At 62.9% G+C, this 16,546-nt stretch carries 15 protein-coding genes; all 15 read left to right on the forward strand.

Features of this window, described 5'->3' with window-relative positions:
* Positions 1–10: 10 nt before the first annotated feature.
* Positions 11–757 (forward strand): sugar transferase, encoded by a 747-nt coding sequence (locus tag D8U82_RS17625; protein WP_016774101.1) that lies wholly within the window; start codon positions 11–13, stop codon positions 755–757.
* Positions 757–1,404 (forward strand): CpsD/CapB family tyrosine-protein kinase, encoded by a 648-nt coding sequence (locus tag D8U82_RS17630; RefSeq protein ID WP_024012451.1) that lies wholly within the window; start codon positions 757–759, stop codon positions 1,402–1,404. The genes D8U82_RS17625 and D8U82_RS17630 overlap by 1 nt, the downstream gene beginning before the upstream one ends.
* 21 nt (positions 1,405–1,425) lie before the next feature.
* Entirely contained in the window at positions 1,426–2,448 is a 1,023-nt protein-coding gene (locus tag D8U82_RS17635) for a polysaccharide biosynthesis/export family protein (RefSeq protein ID WP_041478599.1), read from the forward strand.
* 16 nt (positions 2,449–2,464) lie between these two features.
* Positions 2,465–4,057, forward strand: a complete 1,593-nt coding sequence (locus D8U82_RS17640; RefSeq protein ID WP_130902636.1) for a Wzz/FepE/Etk N-terminal domain-containing protein — start codon at positions 2,465–2,467, stop codon at positions 4,055–4,057.
* Positions 4,054–5,145, forward strand: coding sequence for a glycosyltransferase family 4 protein (locus D8U82_RS17645; RefSeq protein WP_130902637.1), 1,092 nt, complete (start codon positions 4,054–4,056; stop codon positions 5,143–5,145). The genes D8U82_RS17640 and D8U82_RS17645 overlap by 4 nt, the downstream gene beginning before the upstream one ends.
* On the forward strand, positions 5,142–6,512 hold the full coding sequence (locus D8U82_RS17650; RefSeq protein ID WP_125926654.1) for an O-antigen ligase family protein: 1,371 nt from the start codon (positions 5,142–5,144) through the stop codon (positions 6,510–6,512). Before D8U82_RS17645 ends, D8U82_RS17650 begins: the two co-directional genes overlap by 4 nt.
* Positions 6,509–7,477, forward strand: coding sequence for a glycosyltransferase (locus D8U82_RS17655; RefSeq protein WP_122610237.1), 969 nt, complete (start codon positions 6,509–6,511; stop codon positions 7,475–7,477). The genes D8U82_RS17650 and D8U82_RS17655 overlap by 4 nt, the downstream gene beginning before the upstream one ends.
* On the forward strand, positions 7,470–8,606 hold the full coding sequence (locus D8U82_RS17660; protein ID WP_130902638.1) for a glycosyltransferase family 2 protein: 1,137 nt from the start codon (positions 7,470–7,472) through the stop codon (positions 8,604–8,606). Before D8U82_RS17655 ends, D8U82_RS17660 begins: the two co-directional genes overlap by 8 nt.
* Positions 8,607–8,619: 13 nt before the next feature.
* A complete protein-coding gene (locus D8U82_RS17665; protein ID WP_130902639.1) occupies positions 8,620–9,621 on the forward strand; it encodes a polysaccharide deacetylase family protein in 1,002 nt (333 codons plus the stop codon).
* Positions 9,618–10,922: an oligosaccharide flippase family protein gene (locus D8U82_RS17670; protein ID WP_095179530.1), complete on the forward strand. Its 1,305-nt coding sequence runs from the start codon at positions 9,618–9,620 to the stop codon at positions 10,920–10,922. The genes D8U82_RS17665 and D8U82_RS17670 overlap by 4 nt, the downstream gene beginning before the upstream one ends.
* Entirely contained in the window at positions 10,919–12,838 is a 1,920-nt protein-coding gene (locus D8U82_RS17675; RefSeq protein ID WP_130902640.1) for a hypothetical protein, read from the forward strand. The genes D8U82_RS17670 and D8U82_RS17675 overlap by 4 nt, the downstream gene beginning before the upstream one ends.
* Before the next feature lie 68 nt (positions 12,839–12,906).
* Positions 12,907–13,596 carry a hypothetical protein gene (locus D8U82_RS17680; protein WP_064363960.1) on the forward strand — a complete coding sequence of 230 codons (690 nt, stop codon included), beginning with the start codon at positions 12,907–12,909 and terminating at the stop codon, positions 13,594–13,596.
* Positions 13,597–13,600: 4 nt separating this feature from the next.
* Positions 13,601–14,788, forward strand: a complete 1,188-nt coding sequence (locus D8U82_RS17685) for a GNAT family N-acetyltransferase (RefSeq protein WP_122747231.1) — start codon at positions 13,601–13,603, stop codon at positions 14,786–14,788.
* On the forward strand, positions 14,760–15,551 hold the full coding sequence (locus tag D8U82_RS17690; protein WP_122700564.1) for a ChbG/HpnK family deacetylase: 792 nt from the start codon (positions 14,760–14,762) through the stop codon (positions 15,549–15,551). The genes D8U82_RS17685 and D8U82_RS17690 overlap by 29 nt, the downstream gene beginning before the upstream one ends.
* A gap of 57 nt (positions 15,552–15,608) precedes the next feature.
* Positions 15,609–16,301 carry an N-acetyltransferase gene (locus D8U82_RS17695; RefSeq protein WP_071171760.1) on the forward strand — a complete coding sequence of 231 codons (693 nt, stop codon included), beginning with the start codon at positions 15,609–15,611 and terminating at the stop codon, positions 16,299–16,301.
* Positions 16,302–16,546 lie beyond the last annotated feature (245 nt).

Genomic DNA, 16,546 nt, shown 5'->3' on the forward strand with positions numbered 1-16,546 from the left:
GGAGGACGCCATGACTGGACATGAAAGAAGTGTGTCGATTGCACAGATGCGCCCTGACAAGCGCGTCGACCCGGAACATCGCATGCGCCTCGACGCGGCGATCCACCGTCAGGGTCGCGGCTGGCTCAGCGGCCGCGATGGCGGCCGCCCATGGCAGCTGTCGCGGACCAATCGGGTGGTCGCCTGCCTCGGCGCGCTGACGATTCTCGTGCTGATCTCGCCAGTGCTGCTGGGTCTGGCCCTGGCCATCAAGCTCACCAGCCCGGGGCCGGTGCTGTTCGTGCAGAAACGCACCGGTTATCGCGGGCGCAAGTTCGGCATGTTCAAGTTCCGCACCATGGTCAGCAACGCCGAAGAACTCAAAGAGTCGCTGCGCCACCTGAACAAGCACGGGGCAGACGCCATCGACTTCAAGATCGACAAGGACCCGCGCGTCACCGGCATCGGCAGTTTCCTGCGGCGCACCAGCCTCGATGAGCTGCCCAACCTGATCAACGTGGTGACCGGCGACATGCGCCTGGTCGGCCCTCGCCCGACCTCGTTCAACGCTTACCGCTACAAGGACAATCACCTCGCGCGTCTGGCGATCTACCCCGGCATGACCGGTCTGTGGCAGATCTCCGGACGCAGCAACATCGACTTCGACCAGCGCGTTGAGTTGGACCTCAGCTACATCGCCGAGCAGAGCCTTCTGCTTGATCTGAAGATTCTGTTGAAAACCCCCTTCAAAGTATTCAGCGGCCACGGAGCAAGCTAATGGACGGTTCAACCAATAAAAGCCTGAGCATCGCCAGCCCCAGCGAATCGAATCTGACTTCGACCGTGCTGGATCTCGATCTGCGCATTCTGTTCCTGACCGCCGCCAACCCCGGCGCCGGCACCACCACCAGCGCTCTGGCACTGGCCAGTCAACTGGCGCAGATGAGCAGCGGCCAGGTGCTGCTGGTCGATGCCAGCCAGTCGGCGAACAACCTCACCCAGCAGATGAACCTCGGCAAGGAGCGCGGCCTGCGCGACCTGCTGTTCAACCCGGGCAACCCGCCGCTGTTGCAGGACTGCGTGGTGCAGGTCTCGAGCCTGCCCTTCCATGTGCTGCCCAACGGCCGGCCGATCCGCACGCTGGAACACCTGACCGCCGAGCGCCTGAGCCCGTTGCTCGACCAGTTGGGCAGCCAGTACCGCTTTGTGGTGATCGACGGCGACGCGGTGTATTCCGCCGCCGACACCCTGGTCATCAGCACTCAGGTCGACGGCGTGGTGTTTGTCGTGCGCGCCGAAGACACCCGCTGGGAAGTCGCCCAGGCCGCTGTGCAACGCCTGACTCAGGCCGGGGCGAAAGTGGTCGGCAGCGTGTTCAACCGGCGCAAGTACTACATGCCCAAATGGCTTTACAAAAACCTGTAAGCGAACGCAAAGGATGACGCCATGAACGCCAGAATGCTTGTCCTGCTGTTGCTGCCGCTTGCGGGCTGCTCCAGCACTTCCGACACCCAGAACATGCCGGTGAATATTCTCACCGCTTCCCCGGCCAACGCCCAGGCGACCGATATGCCGAAGATCGAGCAGACCCTGCGCCCGCAGGATGTGCTGGACGTGATCTTCCATATCAGCACCAGCGGTTCGGACGCCTACCGCGTGCAATCGGGCGACCAGATCGGCCTGAATTTCACCGCCGCCAGCCAGCTCAACGGCAATCAACTGGTGCTGCCCGACGGCACCATCGAACTGCCTGGCGCCAACACCTCGGTGAAAATCGCCGGGCTGACCAGCGAAGAAGCCCGTCAGGAAATCCAGCGCGTCTATCAGCGCAAACAGCTGTTCCAGCCCAACCGCAATCAGCTCACCGTGCAGATCATCAGCCCGCTGAGCAACGAGCAGAACCTGAAAAGCGCCCTCAATCACCCGGCCACCGGCATGAGCCGGGAGATCACCGTCGGCACTGACGGTTACGCGAGTTTTCCGGAAATCGGCGCCGTGCCGCTGCAAGGCATGACCGTCAATCAACTGGAAACCTTCCTCAACAAAAAGTACGCGCAACTGCCGGGCCGGATGACTGTGGACGTGCTGCTCAAGTCCACCGCCGGCAACGAGATCTACGTGCTGGGTGAAGTCGCACAACCGGGCTCGTATCCGATACGCCGGCCGGTGTCGGTGCTCGAGGCGCTGACTCTGGCGCGCGGTACCAACGTCAAGGCGCGGCTGGATTCGGTGGTGATCATGCGGCGCAACGGCAATCAGGTGAAAGCGGTGCGCTACGACGTCGAAAAAGCCCTGTCCGGCGATGCCCCGCAAATCGCTTACCTGCAACCGGACGACATGCTCTACGTGCCAAAAACCAAACTGGCCAGCGCCGGCGAACTCGCCCGCCAACTGGCTGATGTGGTGCTGTTCCAGGGCGTCGGTTTCAGCTTCGGCTACCGCGTCGACAACAAAGACAGTGACAACTAACTCACAGGTGACCGACATGAACCCAAAGGAAAACTACCTGCATGAGTTCTTCAGGATTTTCTTCGCCAACAAGCAACTGGTGAAGCGCGTCTTCCTGACCTTTGCAGTCATCGCCCTGCTCCTGCCGCTGCTGCTCAAACAGAGCTTCGATATCACCGCGCAGGTCATCGTGCAGTCGAAAAAACTCTCTCAGGGTGACGCCACCACGTCGCTCACGGTGGACAACGCCACGTTCATTCCGCCGTCGCTGGCGGACATGGAAACCGAGAGCAACATCCTCCGCTCGCCAGCACTTATCCGTCAGACCATCAGCGAACTGCGCGACAACGGTGAATACAGCCCGCCACCCGGGGTGTTCGCCAAGTTGCTTGGCGAACCGTTCAAGCGCTACGTCTCGACACCGCTGCGCGAGTACGTCATCAACCCGCTGCGCAACGGGCTCGGCATGGAAACCGATCCGGTGCGTGACACCACCCTCGACGCCCTGACCCAGCAAGCCGTCGACAGCCTGAAAATCGAGACCCTGCCCGGCTCCAACGTGATCTCGATCACCTACAGCTTCCCGGATCCGCAGCAAGGCACGACGTTTGTCAGCGCCCTGCTGCAGAACTACCTGGTGAGCCGTCAGGCCCTGCAATCGATCGATTTGCCGCAGTCGTTCTACGAAACCAAAAAGCACCAGTATCAAGTGCGGCTCGATGGTCTGGAAGGTAACCGCCAAGCGCTGCTGGAAAATGTCGGCGCGGCGGATCCGAAGGAGGAAATCACCTTCCGCCTCAACGCCATCAACACTGAAGAACAGGCGCTGAACCTGTATCAGGATCGCCTGCTGCAAAGCCAGCGTTGGCTCGAGTATTTGAAAACCGCGCTCGCCGCCGCCAGCAGCAGCAAGCTCAACGACTACACCTTCCCCTACACCTTCACCACCACCGTCGACAACGTGGCGTTCGAGGACCGGGAAATCAAACAGATGGGCGAGCAACTGACCAGCCAGGTCAGCCGCTACATGAACGATCTGGCGGTTTTCCAGCCCGGCAGCGAACCGATGCTGTTGACCCGCGAGCAGATCGCCCGCACCCGTCAGCAGTTTCTCAAAGTGGTGAGCAACCGCATCCAGGAACGCACCGCCGACCTGGCCGTGGTCAAGCAGGTGATCGAGCAGAAAACCGCACGCATCGCCGAGTTCAAGAACCGCATCCGCGACTTGCAGCAGACCCAGAGCAAACTGCGCCAGATGGACACCGAGATCGATGCGCTGCACGCAGCGTTCTCGACCTATGCCCAGCGCTTTGCCGAAAGCAGCACAACGCGCTCGCTCAACGATGACCTGTCCAACGCCCGGGTACTCAGCCCGCCGTTCGAACCGACCGAGGCAGCGTTCCCGAAACCGCTGCTGATCATCCCTTTCGGGCTGTTCACCGGGCTGCTGCTGGCAATCGCGTTCGTCTACGTGCGTGAGTTCTTCGACCATCGCTTCAAACATCCTGCGCAAATCAGCCATGAGCTGGGCCTGCCGGTGCTGTTGGTGCTCAACGAAGAAACGTCGCAGCCGGGCAATCCGCACAAGAGCTGGACCATGCCGAGCCTGGTTCACTGGGTGCGCAATTGAACGCGGTGTCCACCCCAATCGTCGCCCTGCCGATCATTCATTTGCTCAGCAGCGGCGGCTTCTACGGGGCCGAGCGAATGTTGCTGGATCATTGCCTAACCACGCCGGGGCAGCACCAGGTGCTGTTCCTCGACGCAGCGCCAGAACTGATCGCGCGCTTTCGTGAAGCCGGGGTGGACGCTCGCGCTTGTTCAGGGCTGGGCGAGCTGTTGCGGCACTTGCGTCAGCGCCGGGGCGACAAGCCGTTGCTCAACACTCACAACTTCAAAGGCCTGTTGTTCGGCTGGCTCGGCGCCACGCTGTTGCGCGTGCCGCTGGTGATCACCCAGCACGGCTTCACGCCGCGCAGTCGCAAGCAGAAGTTCTACACCTGGCTCAGCCTGCAACTGTGCCGCACGGCGTCGGTGAAACGGGTGGTTTGCGTGGCACAAAGCATCGCCACGCTGCATCTGAAGGCCAGCGTGAGCGCGGAAAAGTTGCAGGTGATTCCCAACGGTTTGCCGGCAGCACCGGCAATGCAGCCGGTGGCGGAGCGGCAACGCTGGCTGGCCGGTTACGTCGGGCGGTTGAGCAGTGAAAAAGGCCCGGATCTGTTTCTCGATGCGCTGATTGCGTTGTGTCACCAGCATCCGCAACTGGACGCAGTGATGCTCGGCGACGGCCCGGAACGCGAGGCCTTGCAGGCGCGCATCGATGCTGCCGGGTTGCAGCAGCGGATTCGCCTGCCGGGCTACCAGACGGCGATGCAAGGCTGGTGGCAGCAACTCGATGCGCTGGTGATCAGCTCGCGCACCGAGGGCACGCCGATGATTCTGCTCGAAGCGATGCAGGCCGGCGTGCCGGTGGTGGCGTTCGCGGTCGGTGGTATTCCGGATGTCTTGCAGGATCGCCACAACGGCCTGCTCGCGGCGCCGACGGATACCGCCGCCCTCGCCCGCCAGCTCGACACACTGCTGGCCGAACCGAAGCTGGCCGCGCAGTTGCGCGACAACGCCAGACGCACCCAACAGGAGCGCTACGACCTCAAGGCATTGGCCGAACGCTGGTCGCAGCTGTACATCCAAACGGCACGGGAGACACGCGCATGATTTTCCCGCTCTCGATCGTCAGTCTGTTCGCCCTGGTCAGCCTCGGTCTGCTGGCCAGTCCCTGGCCGTATCTGGCGCCGGGGGCGGTTATTGGTCTGGTCGGTTTCACCGTTCTGTACCGCAAGCCAACCTGGGGCCTGCTCGGCATTGCCGCGCTGGTGCCGTTCGAAGGGTTCTTCAAGGACAGCTCAGTGTCGGGCAGCAAATTGATCGGTGCCTCGCTGGCGGTGATCGTGATGCTGCAACTGGCGCTGCACCAGATTCCGTCGCAACGCCTGCGCAGCAACCTGTGGCACTGCCTGATCGGCTTCATGGTTCTGTATTTTCTCAGCTTGCTCAATACCGATGACATGGGCATGTCGCTGGGGCACCTGCGCGAGCTCAGCGTTGGTCTGGTGCTGTTTGTCATTACGTTGTTGATCGGCCGCGAACTGAACCTCGACCTGTTCGCCCGGCTGGTGACCCTCGCCGTCACGGCGACCTGCGCCATGGCGATGTTCTCGGCGAAGTTTCAGGATCAGGGCCGCGCCGCCGGCCTGCTCGAAGACCCCAACGCCTTCGCCATGCTGATCGCCTTCGCCATTCCTCTTGGACTGCTGCTGGTGATCCGCAGTCCGAACCTGCTGCACCGCTTGTTCTGGGGCACTTGCTGCCTGCTGTTGCTCGGTGGCATGACCAAGACCGAATCGCGCTCAGGCCTGGTGGTATTGGCGTTGAGTCTGCTCATCGGCATCTGGCACTACCGCGCGCAACTGACCCACATCCGCCCACGGCACCTGGGTTTCGTCATGCTCGGTGCGGCCATCGTGATTCCGCTGGCGATCTACGCCATGCCGGCCGGTTACATGGCGCGGATCCAATCATTGAGCATCCTCAGCGCCGGCTCCAAGGCGCAGGACGAATCCCTCGGCCGCCGTGCTTCCTACATCGTCGTCGGCAGCCAGATGATCCGCGAGCACCCGGTGCTCGGCTCCGGCCCCGGGACCTTCCCGCTGCATTACGCGACCACCGGTTACGCCAAGGCGTTTTCCGCCAACCGCAAGATCGGCGACCTGTACCGCCGCGCCCACAACACCTATCTGGAAATCTTCAGCGAACTGGGCGTGCCCGCCGGGCTGTTCTTCGTCGGCATGCTCGGGCTCGGTCTGTACAACCTGATCCGCGCGCGGGCGGCGTGGATGCTGCGCGGTGACGGATATCGGGCAGACATGATGACCCACCTGGGGGTGAGCTTTCTGTCGCTGACCCTGTTCCTGATGTTCCTCAGCGCACCGAACCAGAAATACGTGTGGATCATGCTGGCGCTGACCAGCGTGCTGCGCATCAAGGCCGAGCAGGCGCCACTGACTACGGAGACGCAGGCATGAAGCGGATCAGCATCGTCATTCCGATGTACAACGAGGCGCGGCACATTGGCCGAACCCTGCTCGCTGCGCAGAAAGCCGCACACGCGGCCAATGTCGAGTGCGAGCTGATCGTGGTCGACAACGGCTCGAACGACCAGGGCCCGCAGATTGCCCGGCAGTTCGGCGCAACCGTGCTCAGTTTGCCGGGGCTGTTGATCGGCGCGCTGCGCAATCGCGGCACGGCGATCGCCAGCGGGGAATGGCTGGCCTTCATCGACGCCGACGTGGAAATGCCGGAAACCTGGTTGCAGCCCTTGTTCGACATCCAAGCCAGTGGCCAGGCCGATGTGTTCGGCTTGGATCTGCACACCCCGGCCGAAGCGCCATGGTTCGCCACGGCCTGGCAACGCCGCTCTTCGCAGCCCTCGCACCGCGTCAGCCACAGCGTCGATTGGCTGCCCAGTTCCAACCTGCTGATGCGTCGCGACTGGTTCGATAAGGTCGGCGGTTTCAACGAAACCCTGCGCACCGGCGAAGACAAGGAATTCACCCTGCGCCTGCACGAACAGGGCGCGCGTCTGCTGTCGGTCAATGACAAGGTCGCGCTGCACTGGGGTTACGAAATGAACTGGCGCGAATGGATGGGCAAGGAAATGTGGCGCCAGGGCAGCCATCTGCAACTGCTGCGCACCCATGGCATGAGCCTGCGCCTGCTGCGCTTTCCAATGCTGTCGTTGTTCGTCTGGCTGCTGGACTTTCTGGCGATTTCGGCGCTGCTCGACGGTTTTCCGCACCACGCAGCGCTAATGGTGACGCTGACCCTGATGCCGGGGCTGGTACTGAGCGTTCGCCAGAGTCTCAAGCACCGTGATCCGCTCCTGACCCTGCAACTGTGGGGCCTGCACTGGCTGCGCCTGCACCTGGCCGGCGCGGCGTTCATTTTGAGTCTGTGTCAGTGGAACGCAAGGAGGCCTGCCCGTGGCTGAGTTCATTTTCTGGATGTGCCTGTTGCTGCCGGTCTACGCCTACGTCGGCTACCCGCTTTTGCTGACGATCCTCGCGCCGCTGTTTCCGGCGTGGCGACACACGCCGGCACCGCCGCTGAACGTCAGCATCGTCATCGCCGCGCACAACGAGGCGCGGCATATCGAGCACAAGTTGCGCACGCTGCTGGCGCAGGACTATCAACCGGCGACGCTGCAGATCATTCTCGCCAGCGACGGCTCGACCGATGACACCGTGGCCTGCGCGCACAAGGTGATTGATCCGCGCATCACCGTGCTCGACCTGCCGCGTCAAGGTAAAGCCGCCACGCTGAATGCCGGCGCGGCCCTGAGCACCGGCGACATTCTGGTGTTCACCGATGCCGACAACCAATGGTCACGCGACACCCTCGGCCACTTGCTCGCGCCGCTGAGCGATCCGCAGGTCGGCGCTTGCGCCGGGCACATGGTGATCCCGGTCACCGGTGGTGGCTTGAGTGTCGGCGACAGCCTGTATCGGCATTACGAAGGCTGGTTGCGCCGGGTCGAGAACCGCACTGGCTGCATGGTCTCCGCTGACGGCGCCCTGCTCGCCCTGCGCCGCGAGTTGTTCCAGAACGTACCGGCCGAGGTCAACGACGATTTCTTCATCAGCACCTGCGCACCGGTGGCCGGCAAGCGCATCGTCTACGTGCCCGAAGCGCAGGTTATCGACCATGGCGTCGACGAGGCGGACAAACAGTTCCGCCGCCGACAGCGCGTCACCGTCGGCGGCCTGCAAAGCCTGGCCCAGCGCCGCGAGCTGCTCAATCCGCTCAAGCATGGCCTGTATTCACTGGCGTTGATCAGCCACAAACTGATCCGCCGCCTCGCGCCGGTACTCCTGCTGCCATTGCTGCTGAGCAATTGCTGGCTGTGGGACGAGCACGGCTTCTATCGCCTGAGCCTGATCGCGCAACTGTTCGGCTACAGCGTGGCAATTGCCGGCCTGCTGGATGCGCAACACCGCTTGCCGAAACCATTCCGCCTCGCCGCGTTTCTGCTGGTCACCCTCGCCGGGATGAGTCTCGGCCTGTGGCAGTTCCTGCGCGGCCAGCGGTATGCCCAGTGGAATCCGGAACAGAACCGTTAAGAGGACCGAAGCCATGGCGATCAAACAACTGATAAAAAGCACCAGTGGCTGGCTCTACCTCAACTCGCCGGTGGGCCGTCAGCAGTTGCAGGGCGCGGGGGTGATTCTGATGTTGCATCGCGTGCTGTCCAACGACCGCGCCGCCGACCTGCCGCACCGCAATGAACTGTGCGTCGGACCGAAAGCGTTCGAGCATTTGCTGGTGTGGCTGCGCAAGCATTTCGATTGCGTGCCGCTGATGGAAATTCTCCAGCCCAACGCCCTGCGCAGCGAGCGCCCACGGGTGGCGCTGACCTTTGACGATGGCTGGCGTGACAACGCAGTCAACGCCTTCCCGTTGCTGCAGAAACACCAGGTGCCGGCGAGCATTTTCCTCTCCACCGATTTCATCGGCAGCCGCCAGCGCTTCTGGTGGGAAAGCCTCGGCGAAACCCTTTGGGGCAGCCATGGCGATAAAGCCCGCATGCACCTGATCGAATGCCTGCATGCGCGCAAGCATCCGCTGCCGGTGCTGCTTGATGACATCGATGTCGAGCGCCGCAGTCTGGCGCTGCTGCATTATCTGCAAGGGCTGAAAAGCCTGGCTCCGCAGGAACTGGAAGAGCTCACCGACGAATGCCCGAAGGACTCGCTGCCACAGGCACTGGATTGGCATCAGGTGCGGGCGATGGAAGCCTCCGGTCTGGTGCGGTTCGGCCCGCACGGCGCCAGCCACGCAATCCTCACCGGTCTCGATGATGCGCGCCTGAGCGAAGAAATCCGCCGCAGCCGCGACGCATTGAACAACGGCTGCAACCGACCTCTACCGGTGTATTGCTACCCCAACGGCGACAACGATGAACGCGTACGCCAGCAGGTCGCGGACCACGATTACCCGTTTGCGCTGGGCACCGGCACCGGAATCTATCGCGGCGACGGCGATCCGCTGAACCTGCCGCGTTTTGGCGTCAGCCAGCGCACCGCGCGCCATCCGCAATTGCTGTCGTGGCGGATCTATCGGGGAGCGCGGCCATGAGCCGAGGCAACTACCTCAAGCATCTGGCGCTGAGCATGGGCACCAAGCTGGCGATGATCGCCTTGCGTTTGCTGCGCAACGTCTTGCTCGCGCGGATTCTCGGCCCCAGCGAACGCGGCCTGTTCGCCCTGCTCAGCACCCTGCCGGATCTGATCAGTGCGGCCACCAGCGGCGGTCTGAATTCGGCGGTCGGTTATCAGGCGGCGAAGCAGCGGCCGATGGGTTTGTTGCTCAGCCAGGTGCTGGTGTTCGGTTGTCTGCTGGCCGGTTTGCTGACTTTGCTGGTGGTGGCGCTGGTGCGCGAATTCGGCACGCAACTGGACGTGACCATGCAACTGGGCCTGCTCGCCTGGCTGTTGCTGCTGGCGGTGCCGTTGACCGTGTTGAAAAGCGGCCTGCTGACGCTGCACAACGCCTCGGGTGGCGTGGTCGCATTCAACGTCTTGCGCCTGATCGAATCACTGGCGCCGCTGTTGCTGTTCGTCGCACTGTTCTGGATGTGGCAGAGCGCGGCGCTGGAGGCAGCGCTGATCAGTTGGCTGGCCGGAATCAGTCTGGTGGTGCTCGCCGGTTGGGTCTGGCTGAAGCGGGCGCAGCCATTGCAGCTGCAATGGGATCGCGCCAGCCAGAAGGAGCTGCTGCGCTACAGCGCGCGCAGCCATCCCGATCTGCTGTTCCAGCAAGTGATTCTGCGCTCCGATTACCTGTTCATCGGCGCCCTGCTCGGCAGCACCGCGCTGGGCCATTACGCCATGGCCAGCGCTGCTGCCGAATTGCTGCTGATCGTTCCCGAAGCGGTGACCACACCGCTGATGAAACGCCTGCTGCAACAGGATGAAGGCATGGACAAGGTCACTCCGCTGGCGCTGCGCCTGACCGCGACGGTGATGCTCGGCGCCTGCCTGAGTATGGCCGTGATCGGCGAATGGTTGATCGTCACGCTGTTTGGCGCTGCCTACCAGCCGGCGTACCCGGCGCTGCTGGCGTTGCTGCCGGGGCTGTTGGGTCTGTGCTACGCGAGCATTCTGCGCCTGGACTTGCTGGGCAAGAATCGCCCCGGTTCGGTGTCGTTGTTGATGGGCCTGGGCGCGCTGCTCAATCTGGCCCTGAACCTGGTGCTGATTCCGGCCTACGGCATTGTCGGCGCCGCCGCCGCCTCATCGATCGCCTATCTGGCGGTGACCGTGGCCATGCTGGTGCTGTATTGCCGTTTGAGCGCTGTGCCGTTCTGGCAAACCCTGATCATCCTGCCCCGCGACGTGCTGCCGATGTGGTCGATGCTGCAGAGGAAACCCGCATGAAAGGCTGGTACCTGCTGTTCGGTCTCGGCCTGTCGCTGGACGCTTTGGCGGCGTCGATGCGCTGGGGCGAGATTCGTGACGGCAGTCTGTTTCTGCAAACCGATCAGCCCGACAGCGTGACCGTGCGCTGGACCCCGGCGTGGCAAGCGGACGCCAACGAAGAGCAGCTGTACCTGCTCGACGGTCGCGGTAAATTGCTCGGCGAACGCTTGATCAAGGCCAGCGAAACCCGTGGCAGTCAGACCTGGCCGCTGCTGCCCGGCGCGGCGAGTTATCGACTGGAAATTCCCGGCTACAGCTTCCGCCACTACCGCATCGAACACGATGCGCGCACCGTCGCCCTGTTTGCCCCGGCCAAAGTGCACTTCAGTGCCGAAAGCAAAAATGGCGACGTGCTGTATTTCAAAGTTGCAGCCGGTGAGCGCGCAGTGCTCGCCGGCAAATTCCATGGCGGCGTCACCGCGTTGCAGGCGCAGCGGATCGGCGACCACCAGGCGCTGACTCTCGCACTGAAGCCTTATCGCGCCTATTGGCAGTTCGATCAGATTGCATTGCCAGTCAGCCCCCGCGAGCAGGTCTGGCGTCTGCAACTGCAAGGCAGCGGCAAAGCGGCGTTCTGGCTCGACGGCACAGCCAATCTGTTTGCGCAGAATCCGCAGCAACTGCAACCGCTGCGTGAAGAGGTCGCAGAGGTGCGGCTGGTACTGCATGACAAAGTCCTCGGACGCACGCCGGATCTTGGCATCGCTCTGCCTTACGTGATGCCGCCAGCGGCCAGCCACGCGCTGCTCGATGCGCTGAAGCCGACCGCGGCGAGCTATTACAGTTTCGTCGACGTCACGGCGCAGAATCCACAGTTCGAGGACGCTTTCCGCCGGGTGTACCAGCAGCGTTTCGGCATCCGCAACGACATCACCCTGCTGGCCGGCAGTCAGCGCCAGGCCGATCTGCGCGCCGACGTGCAGAGCAACAGCGGCCTCGACGCCTGGCTGGCGAGCACCCGCGCCCTCGGCGGCAACGGCACGCATTACATCGGCTTTGCCGACGAACCCAATCTCAACTATTCCAGCTATGGGCAATATCAGGCGATTTTCACCAGCATGGCGCGTCAGGTGCGCAGCGACCCGGCCAACGCCCGCGCCGGTGTGCGCATCGCCATGCCGGCCAGCTCGCGACTGGTCAACGGCCCGTTCGCCGATAATGCGGCAGACAAGCGCGGAATCGATTGGGCACGGCGCCTGCTCAGCGAGTCAGCCGACCAGATCGATGCACTGGCCTGGCATGAATGGATGATTCGCGATCTGCTCGCCACCCGCGTCTACCGCGACAGTGTGCGGCGCGCCGCCGAACTGGTCGGCCTCGACGCCAATGGTCAGCCGCGCAAGGCCTTGCTGCTCGATCAGACCAACCTGTCCAGCGGCTCCAGCCTCAGCCCCTACGATCAGGAAACCCACTACACCTCGCTGTGGTGGGCGTCGGTGGTGATCAACGCCTCGCAGGACGGCTTGCTGAGCATGCTCAACTGGTTTCAGGCCGCTGACGAACCGCAATACCCCAAAGGCATGTTGCGCATATTGGGCGAGGATCGCTTCGAGCTGAAACCGGTCGGTCTGGCCCAGCAATTCATCGCCCGCCACTGGCTGCGCCAAGTGCTGCAACTGGATAACGACGCCTTCGAGGTGGATGTGCTGGCGATGGCCGGCGACGAGCAGCGCACGTTGCTGGGAGTGAACAAAGGGACGCGCCTGCAACGCGTCGATCTGAGCGGCGCCAGGTGCCCGTTGAACCATGGCGCCCTGCGTTACTTCGGCGCCGACAATCGCAGCCGCGACGCACCGTTTGCCTGCGACAACGGGCGCGTGCGTTTCGAACTGCCGGGACAAACCCTGTTTGCCCTGAGCTGGAGCGCTTCATGAGCCGCCCTTCGATGCTCTGCCGCGCGGGCTTGATGCCGCGCATGGCACCCTCATCAGGAGAAGAGACCATGGATGTTTTGCAAAAACTCAGCGGACATATTCGTCGTAAAGGCCTGCGAGCGACCTTGGGCAAGATCCGCAAACTGTACATTTTTTCCCATCAGCAACTGCTGTGGATGGAGCGCGACCTGGTCAGCCCGGTGCCGCCGCACCGCCTCAAACCCTATCCGCCACTGCGCGTGGTCAGGATTACGGCGGACAACGCCAGCGCTTTCGCGCGTTACTTTGGTGACCGTGTCGGCACGATGGCCGAGCTGGCCAAAGAGGGCCACACCGGGCACATGCATGTCGACGAGCAAGGCGATGCCGTAGCGTTTATCTGGGGTACGCCGCGGGATTATTTCGACCGGCATTACTACGGCTGCCGGTTCCCGGTGAAACCCGGTGAGTTCTTCGAGTTCGGTGGCGAACTGGCCCGGGCCTACTGGGGTACAGAGCTGTCGGTGGACCTGCAATTGCGCCTGTGGGAAGCCATGGCCGCCCAGGGCTGCCGCAAAGTGGTCGATGTCTGTGAGTCGACCAACATACCGGCGCTCAAGCTGCACCTGCGCATGAGCTATACCGAACAACAGCGGATCATGAATATCTACACGCTGTTCGGTCGCTGGCGCTTCTATCGCGAAACCCGCTACAGCGGTTCGCGCCTGGCGGCGCTGGGTAAAACTTCCCGTCCACCTGTCAACGCAACGGCGGCCTGAACCTATGGTGATGCGATTCGAATGGCGCACGTCCCTGTGCGCCGCCGACTTCCCGGCAACCGCGTATGAAACGCTGCGCCTGGGCGTGAGCGACCATACGCCGTTCAACAATCTCGGCTGGTTGTGCGCGGCCGAACAGGCTTTGGCCGAGGATCAGCGCCTGCACATTCTGCTCGGTTGGGAAGCCGCAGAACTGCGTCTGTGCCTGCCGCTGGTGGCCAGCCGCGAGCGCTTCGCCGGCGTGCCGTTTCGGGTCTTGCATCACTTGGGTTATCCGCTGGCCGATCGTCTGGCTTTGCTGTCACTGCTCGGCGGCGAGGACATGCACGAGGCGCTGCTGCTGATTCGCCAGCGCCTGCCCCATGCACTGTTGCAACTCAATGAGCTGTCGGAACCTGCGGGTGAAGAAAGTGCCGTCACCGCATGGATGGCGCGCAGTTCCACTGCCGAACGGCGCCTGAGCTGCCGGGTGCCGGTGCATCTGATCAGCGAAGCCGACCATCAGGAAGTCTCCGGCGACCCGCGCTACAAACTGCGCCGGGCTCGCAAACGGATCGCCGCGTGCGGTGCGCAGATCCGCCGGATCACTCCAGATGCGCTGAGCATGGCTGCCTTGTTGCAGACCATCAGCGAAGTCGAGGCGGTGAGCTGGAAAGGCGATGAAGGCGTCGGTATTTTCGCCACAGCGCGCAGCCGCCAATGGATCGAACGCGCCTTCACCGCCCTCGCCGGCCAAGGCCTAGTGCGCGTGGTGATGCTCGAGCTGAACGGCCGCTGCATCAGCTATCGCCTCGGCCTGCTCGAACAGGGCCGGCTCTACGATTACAACCTCGCCTTCCTGCCGCAATACGCCGACCTTGGCAGTGGCCGGGTGTTGCTGGAGGAATGGATTCGCTGGGGCCTGGATGAGCACTGGCACTGGATCGATGCCTCGCGGGTCAGCCTGGAAAACTCCAGCCATCAACTGCACGAACGCATGACCGGGCAGCTGGAACACTGGCGCTGGAGTTTCTATTCGTGGCGCCCAAGTGGGCTGGCATTGGGTCTGGCGCTGCGCATCTGGTATCGCTGCAAGCCCGCCGTGCAGCAGTGGCGGGCCCGCCGTGCAAACAAAAAACCTGCAGCGCTGGTGCAACCTGTCGCAATCACTCCGGAGGGCGGCCATGCCTCGCCAAGTCATAGTCAACGCTGATGACTTCGGTCTCAGCGCCAACGAAAACGCAGTGATCTTCGCTGCCTTCCAGGCCGGCCTGATCAGCTCAGCCACGGCCATGGCCAACATGCCGGCGTTTGAAGCCGCCTGCACCATGGCTCGCCATCCGACGCTGCAAGGGCGGATCGGCCTGCACTTCAACCTGACCTACGGACGCCCTCTGAGCCAGGCGATCCTGGGGCGGCGGACCTTCTGCGATGGCAACGGCGTGTTCGACCTCAACCTGCCCCGCCACAGCCTGTGGCTGGGTCGCGCAGATCGTGACGCGGTGCGCGCCGAGTTGCAGGCGCAATGGCAACGCTGCGTCGATCACGACATGCGCCCGAGCCATATCGACTCGCACCAGCACGTACACAACATCTGGCCGATCGGCGAAATCGTCGCGAAGTTTGCCGCCGAGCAAGGCGTACCGATCCGGCTGGCGCGCAACCTCGGGCTCAACCTCACGCTGCCCAAGCGCCTATTCAAGGGTTTGCTCAATGGCCGTTTGCAGAGCCTGGCGCGGGTCACCGCCGACTACGTCTGCACCCCGGTCGACGTGCGCAATGCCAGCGTCCCCAGCGACGGCGTGCTGGAAATCGTCGCCCACCCGACCCGCCTCGGCGTCGATTTCGGTGATGCCTATCTCGACTCCGGCGAGTCGTTGAGCGAGGTACTCGAACAGGGTTTGAGGGGCGTCGCGCGAGTCTCGTATGCCGACCTCAACCGAGAAGAAACACAGGGGGCCACGGCGCTCGAATGAATCACCGCTGTAACGACACTCACCACAACATCCGGGCCAAGACCCTGGAGGGGCATCATGAGCATCATCACCAAAGTGCAAGATCGCATCAGACACAAAGGCCTGAGCCGCACCGTCGGGACGTTGTGGAAACGCTACGTGTTCTTCCACTGGGAACTGCTGTGGATGGAGCGCGACCTGGTCAGCCCGGTGCCGCCGCACAAACTGCGCCCGTATGAAGGCCTGCGCAAAGTCGACATCACCGCGCAGAATGCCGTGGCGTTCAGCAAACACTTCGGCGACCGTGTCGGCACCATGGCGGAACTGGCTGCCGAAGGCCACACCGGGCACATGTACCTGGACGCCGATGGCCACGCCGTGGGCTTTATCTGGGGCAGCATTCGCGACTACCACGACCGCCACTATTACGGCTGCACTTTCCCGGTCAAACCCGGCGAGTTCTTCGAATTCGGCGGCGAAATGATCCGCGCCTACTTCGGCAGCAGCCTGTCGGTGGACGTGCAGGTTGCACTTTGGCAAGCGATGGCGGCGCAGGGTTGCACCAAGGTCGTCGACGTCTGTGAAACCCATAACATCCCGGCGCTGAAACTGCATATCCGTATGGGCTATCAGGAACAGGGCCGGGTGACCCACGTCTACTGCCTGTTCGGCCGCTGGAAATTCTTCCGCGAAACCCGCTATGAAGGCTCACGCCTGGATCCGCTGCGCAAACCGGGTCGGCCGGTGGTAAGTGCCGCAGCGCAGGCTTGATGCGGTCGTGTGAAATGTGGCGGTCGCAACGCCGCCATCGCGAGCAGGCTCGCTCCCACATTGGAATGCGTTTCCCTGTGGAGCGAGCCTGCTCGCGAAGAGGCCAGTAGCTGCACCCGCAGCTCTCACAAGCGATTGGCTGGTTGCCTACAAACTGTGACGACACTTCCAACATTCGGAAAAGACTTGGCCGACTGTTTATCTGTATCCACTTGGATAGAGTCAAGCACGACATCGGGCGCGAC

Origin of the sequence: Pseudomonas sp. Sample_23 (genome assembly GCF_004307595.1) — a bacterium.
GTDB classification, from domain to species: Bacteria; Pseudomonadota; Gammaproteobacteria; order Pseudomonadales; family Pseudomonadaceae; genus Aquipseudomonas; species Aquipseudomonas atacamensis.

What these genes read in the sequence shown, in the direction of transcription:
- D8U82_RS17650 (WP_125926654.1), top strand. Translation starts at nt 5,142, where the DNA reads ATGATTTTCCCGCTCTCGATCGTCAGTCTGTTCGCCCTGGTCAGCCTC.
- D8U82_RS17690 (WP_122700564.1), top strand. Translation starts at nt 14,760, where the DNA reads ATGCCTCGCCAAGTCATAGTCAACGCTGATGACTTCGGTCTCAGCGCC.
- D8U82_RS17680 (WP_064363960.1), top strand. Translation starts at nt 12,907, where the DNA reads ATGGATGTTTTGCAAAAACTCAGCGGACATATTCGTCGTAAAGGCCTG.
- D8U82_RS17665 (WP_130902639.1), top strand. Translation starts at nt 8,620, where the DNA reads ATGGCGATCAAACAACTGATAAAAAGCACCAGTGGCTGGCTCTACCTC.
- D8U82_RS17685 (WP_122747231.1), top strand. Translation starts at nt 13,601, where the DNA reads ATGGTGATGCGATTCGAATGGCGCACGTCCCTGTGCGCCGCCGACTTC.
- D8U82_RS17655 (WP_122610237.1), top strand. Translation starts at nt 6,509, where the DNA reads ATGAAGCGGATCAGCATCGTCATTCCGATGTACAACGAGGCGCGGCAC.
- D8U82_RS17625 (WP_016774101.1), top strand. Translation starts at nt 11, where the DNA reads ATGACTGGACATGAAAGAAGTGTGTCGATTGCACAGATGCGCCCTGAC.
- D8U82_RS17695 (WP_071171760.1), top strand. Translation starts at nt 15,609, where the DNA reads ATGAGCATCATCACCAAAGTGCAAGATCGCATCAGACACAAAGGCCTG.
- D8U82_RS17675 (WP_130902640.1), top strand. Translation starts at nt 10,919, where the DNA reads ATGAAAGGCTGGTACCTGCTGTTCGGTCTCGGCCTGTCGCTGGACGCT.
- D8U82_RS17630 (WP_024012451.1), top strand. Translation starts at nt 757, where the DNA reads ATGGACGGTTCAACCAATAAAAGCCTGAGCATCGCCAGCCCCAGCGAA.
- D8U82_RS17640 (WP_130902636.1), top strand. Translation starts at nt 2,465, where the DNA reads ATGAACCCAAAGGAAAACTACCTGCATGAGTTCTTCAGGATTTTCTTC.
- D8U82_RS17635 (WP_041478599.1), top strand. Translation starts at nt 1,426, where the DNA reads ATGAACGCCAGAATGCTTGTCCTGCTGTTGCTGCCGCTTGCGGGCTGC.
- D8U82_RS17670 (WP_095179530.1), top strand. Translation starts at nt 9,618, where the DNA reads ATGAGCCGAGGCAACTACCTCAAGCATCTGGCGCTGAGCATGGGCACC.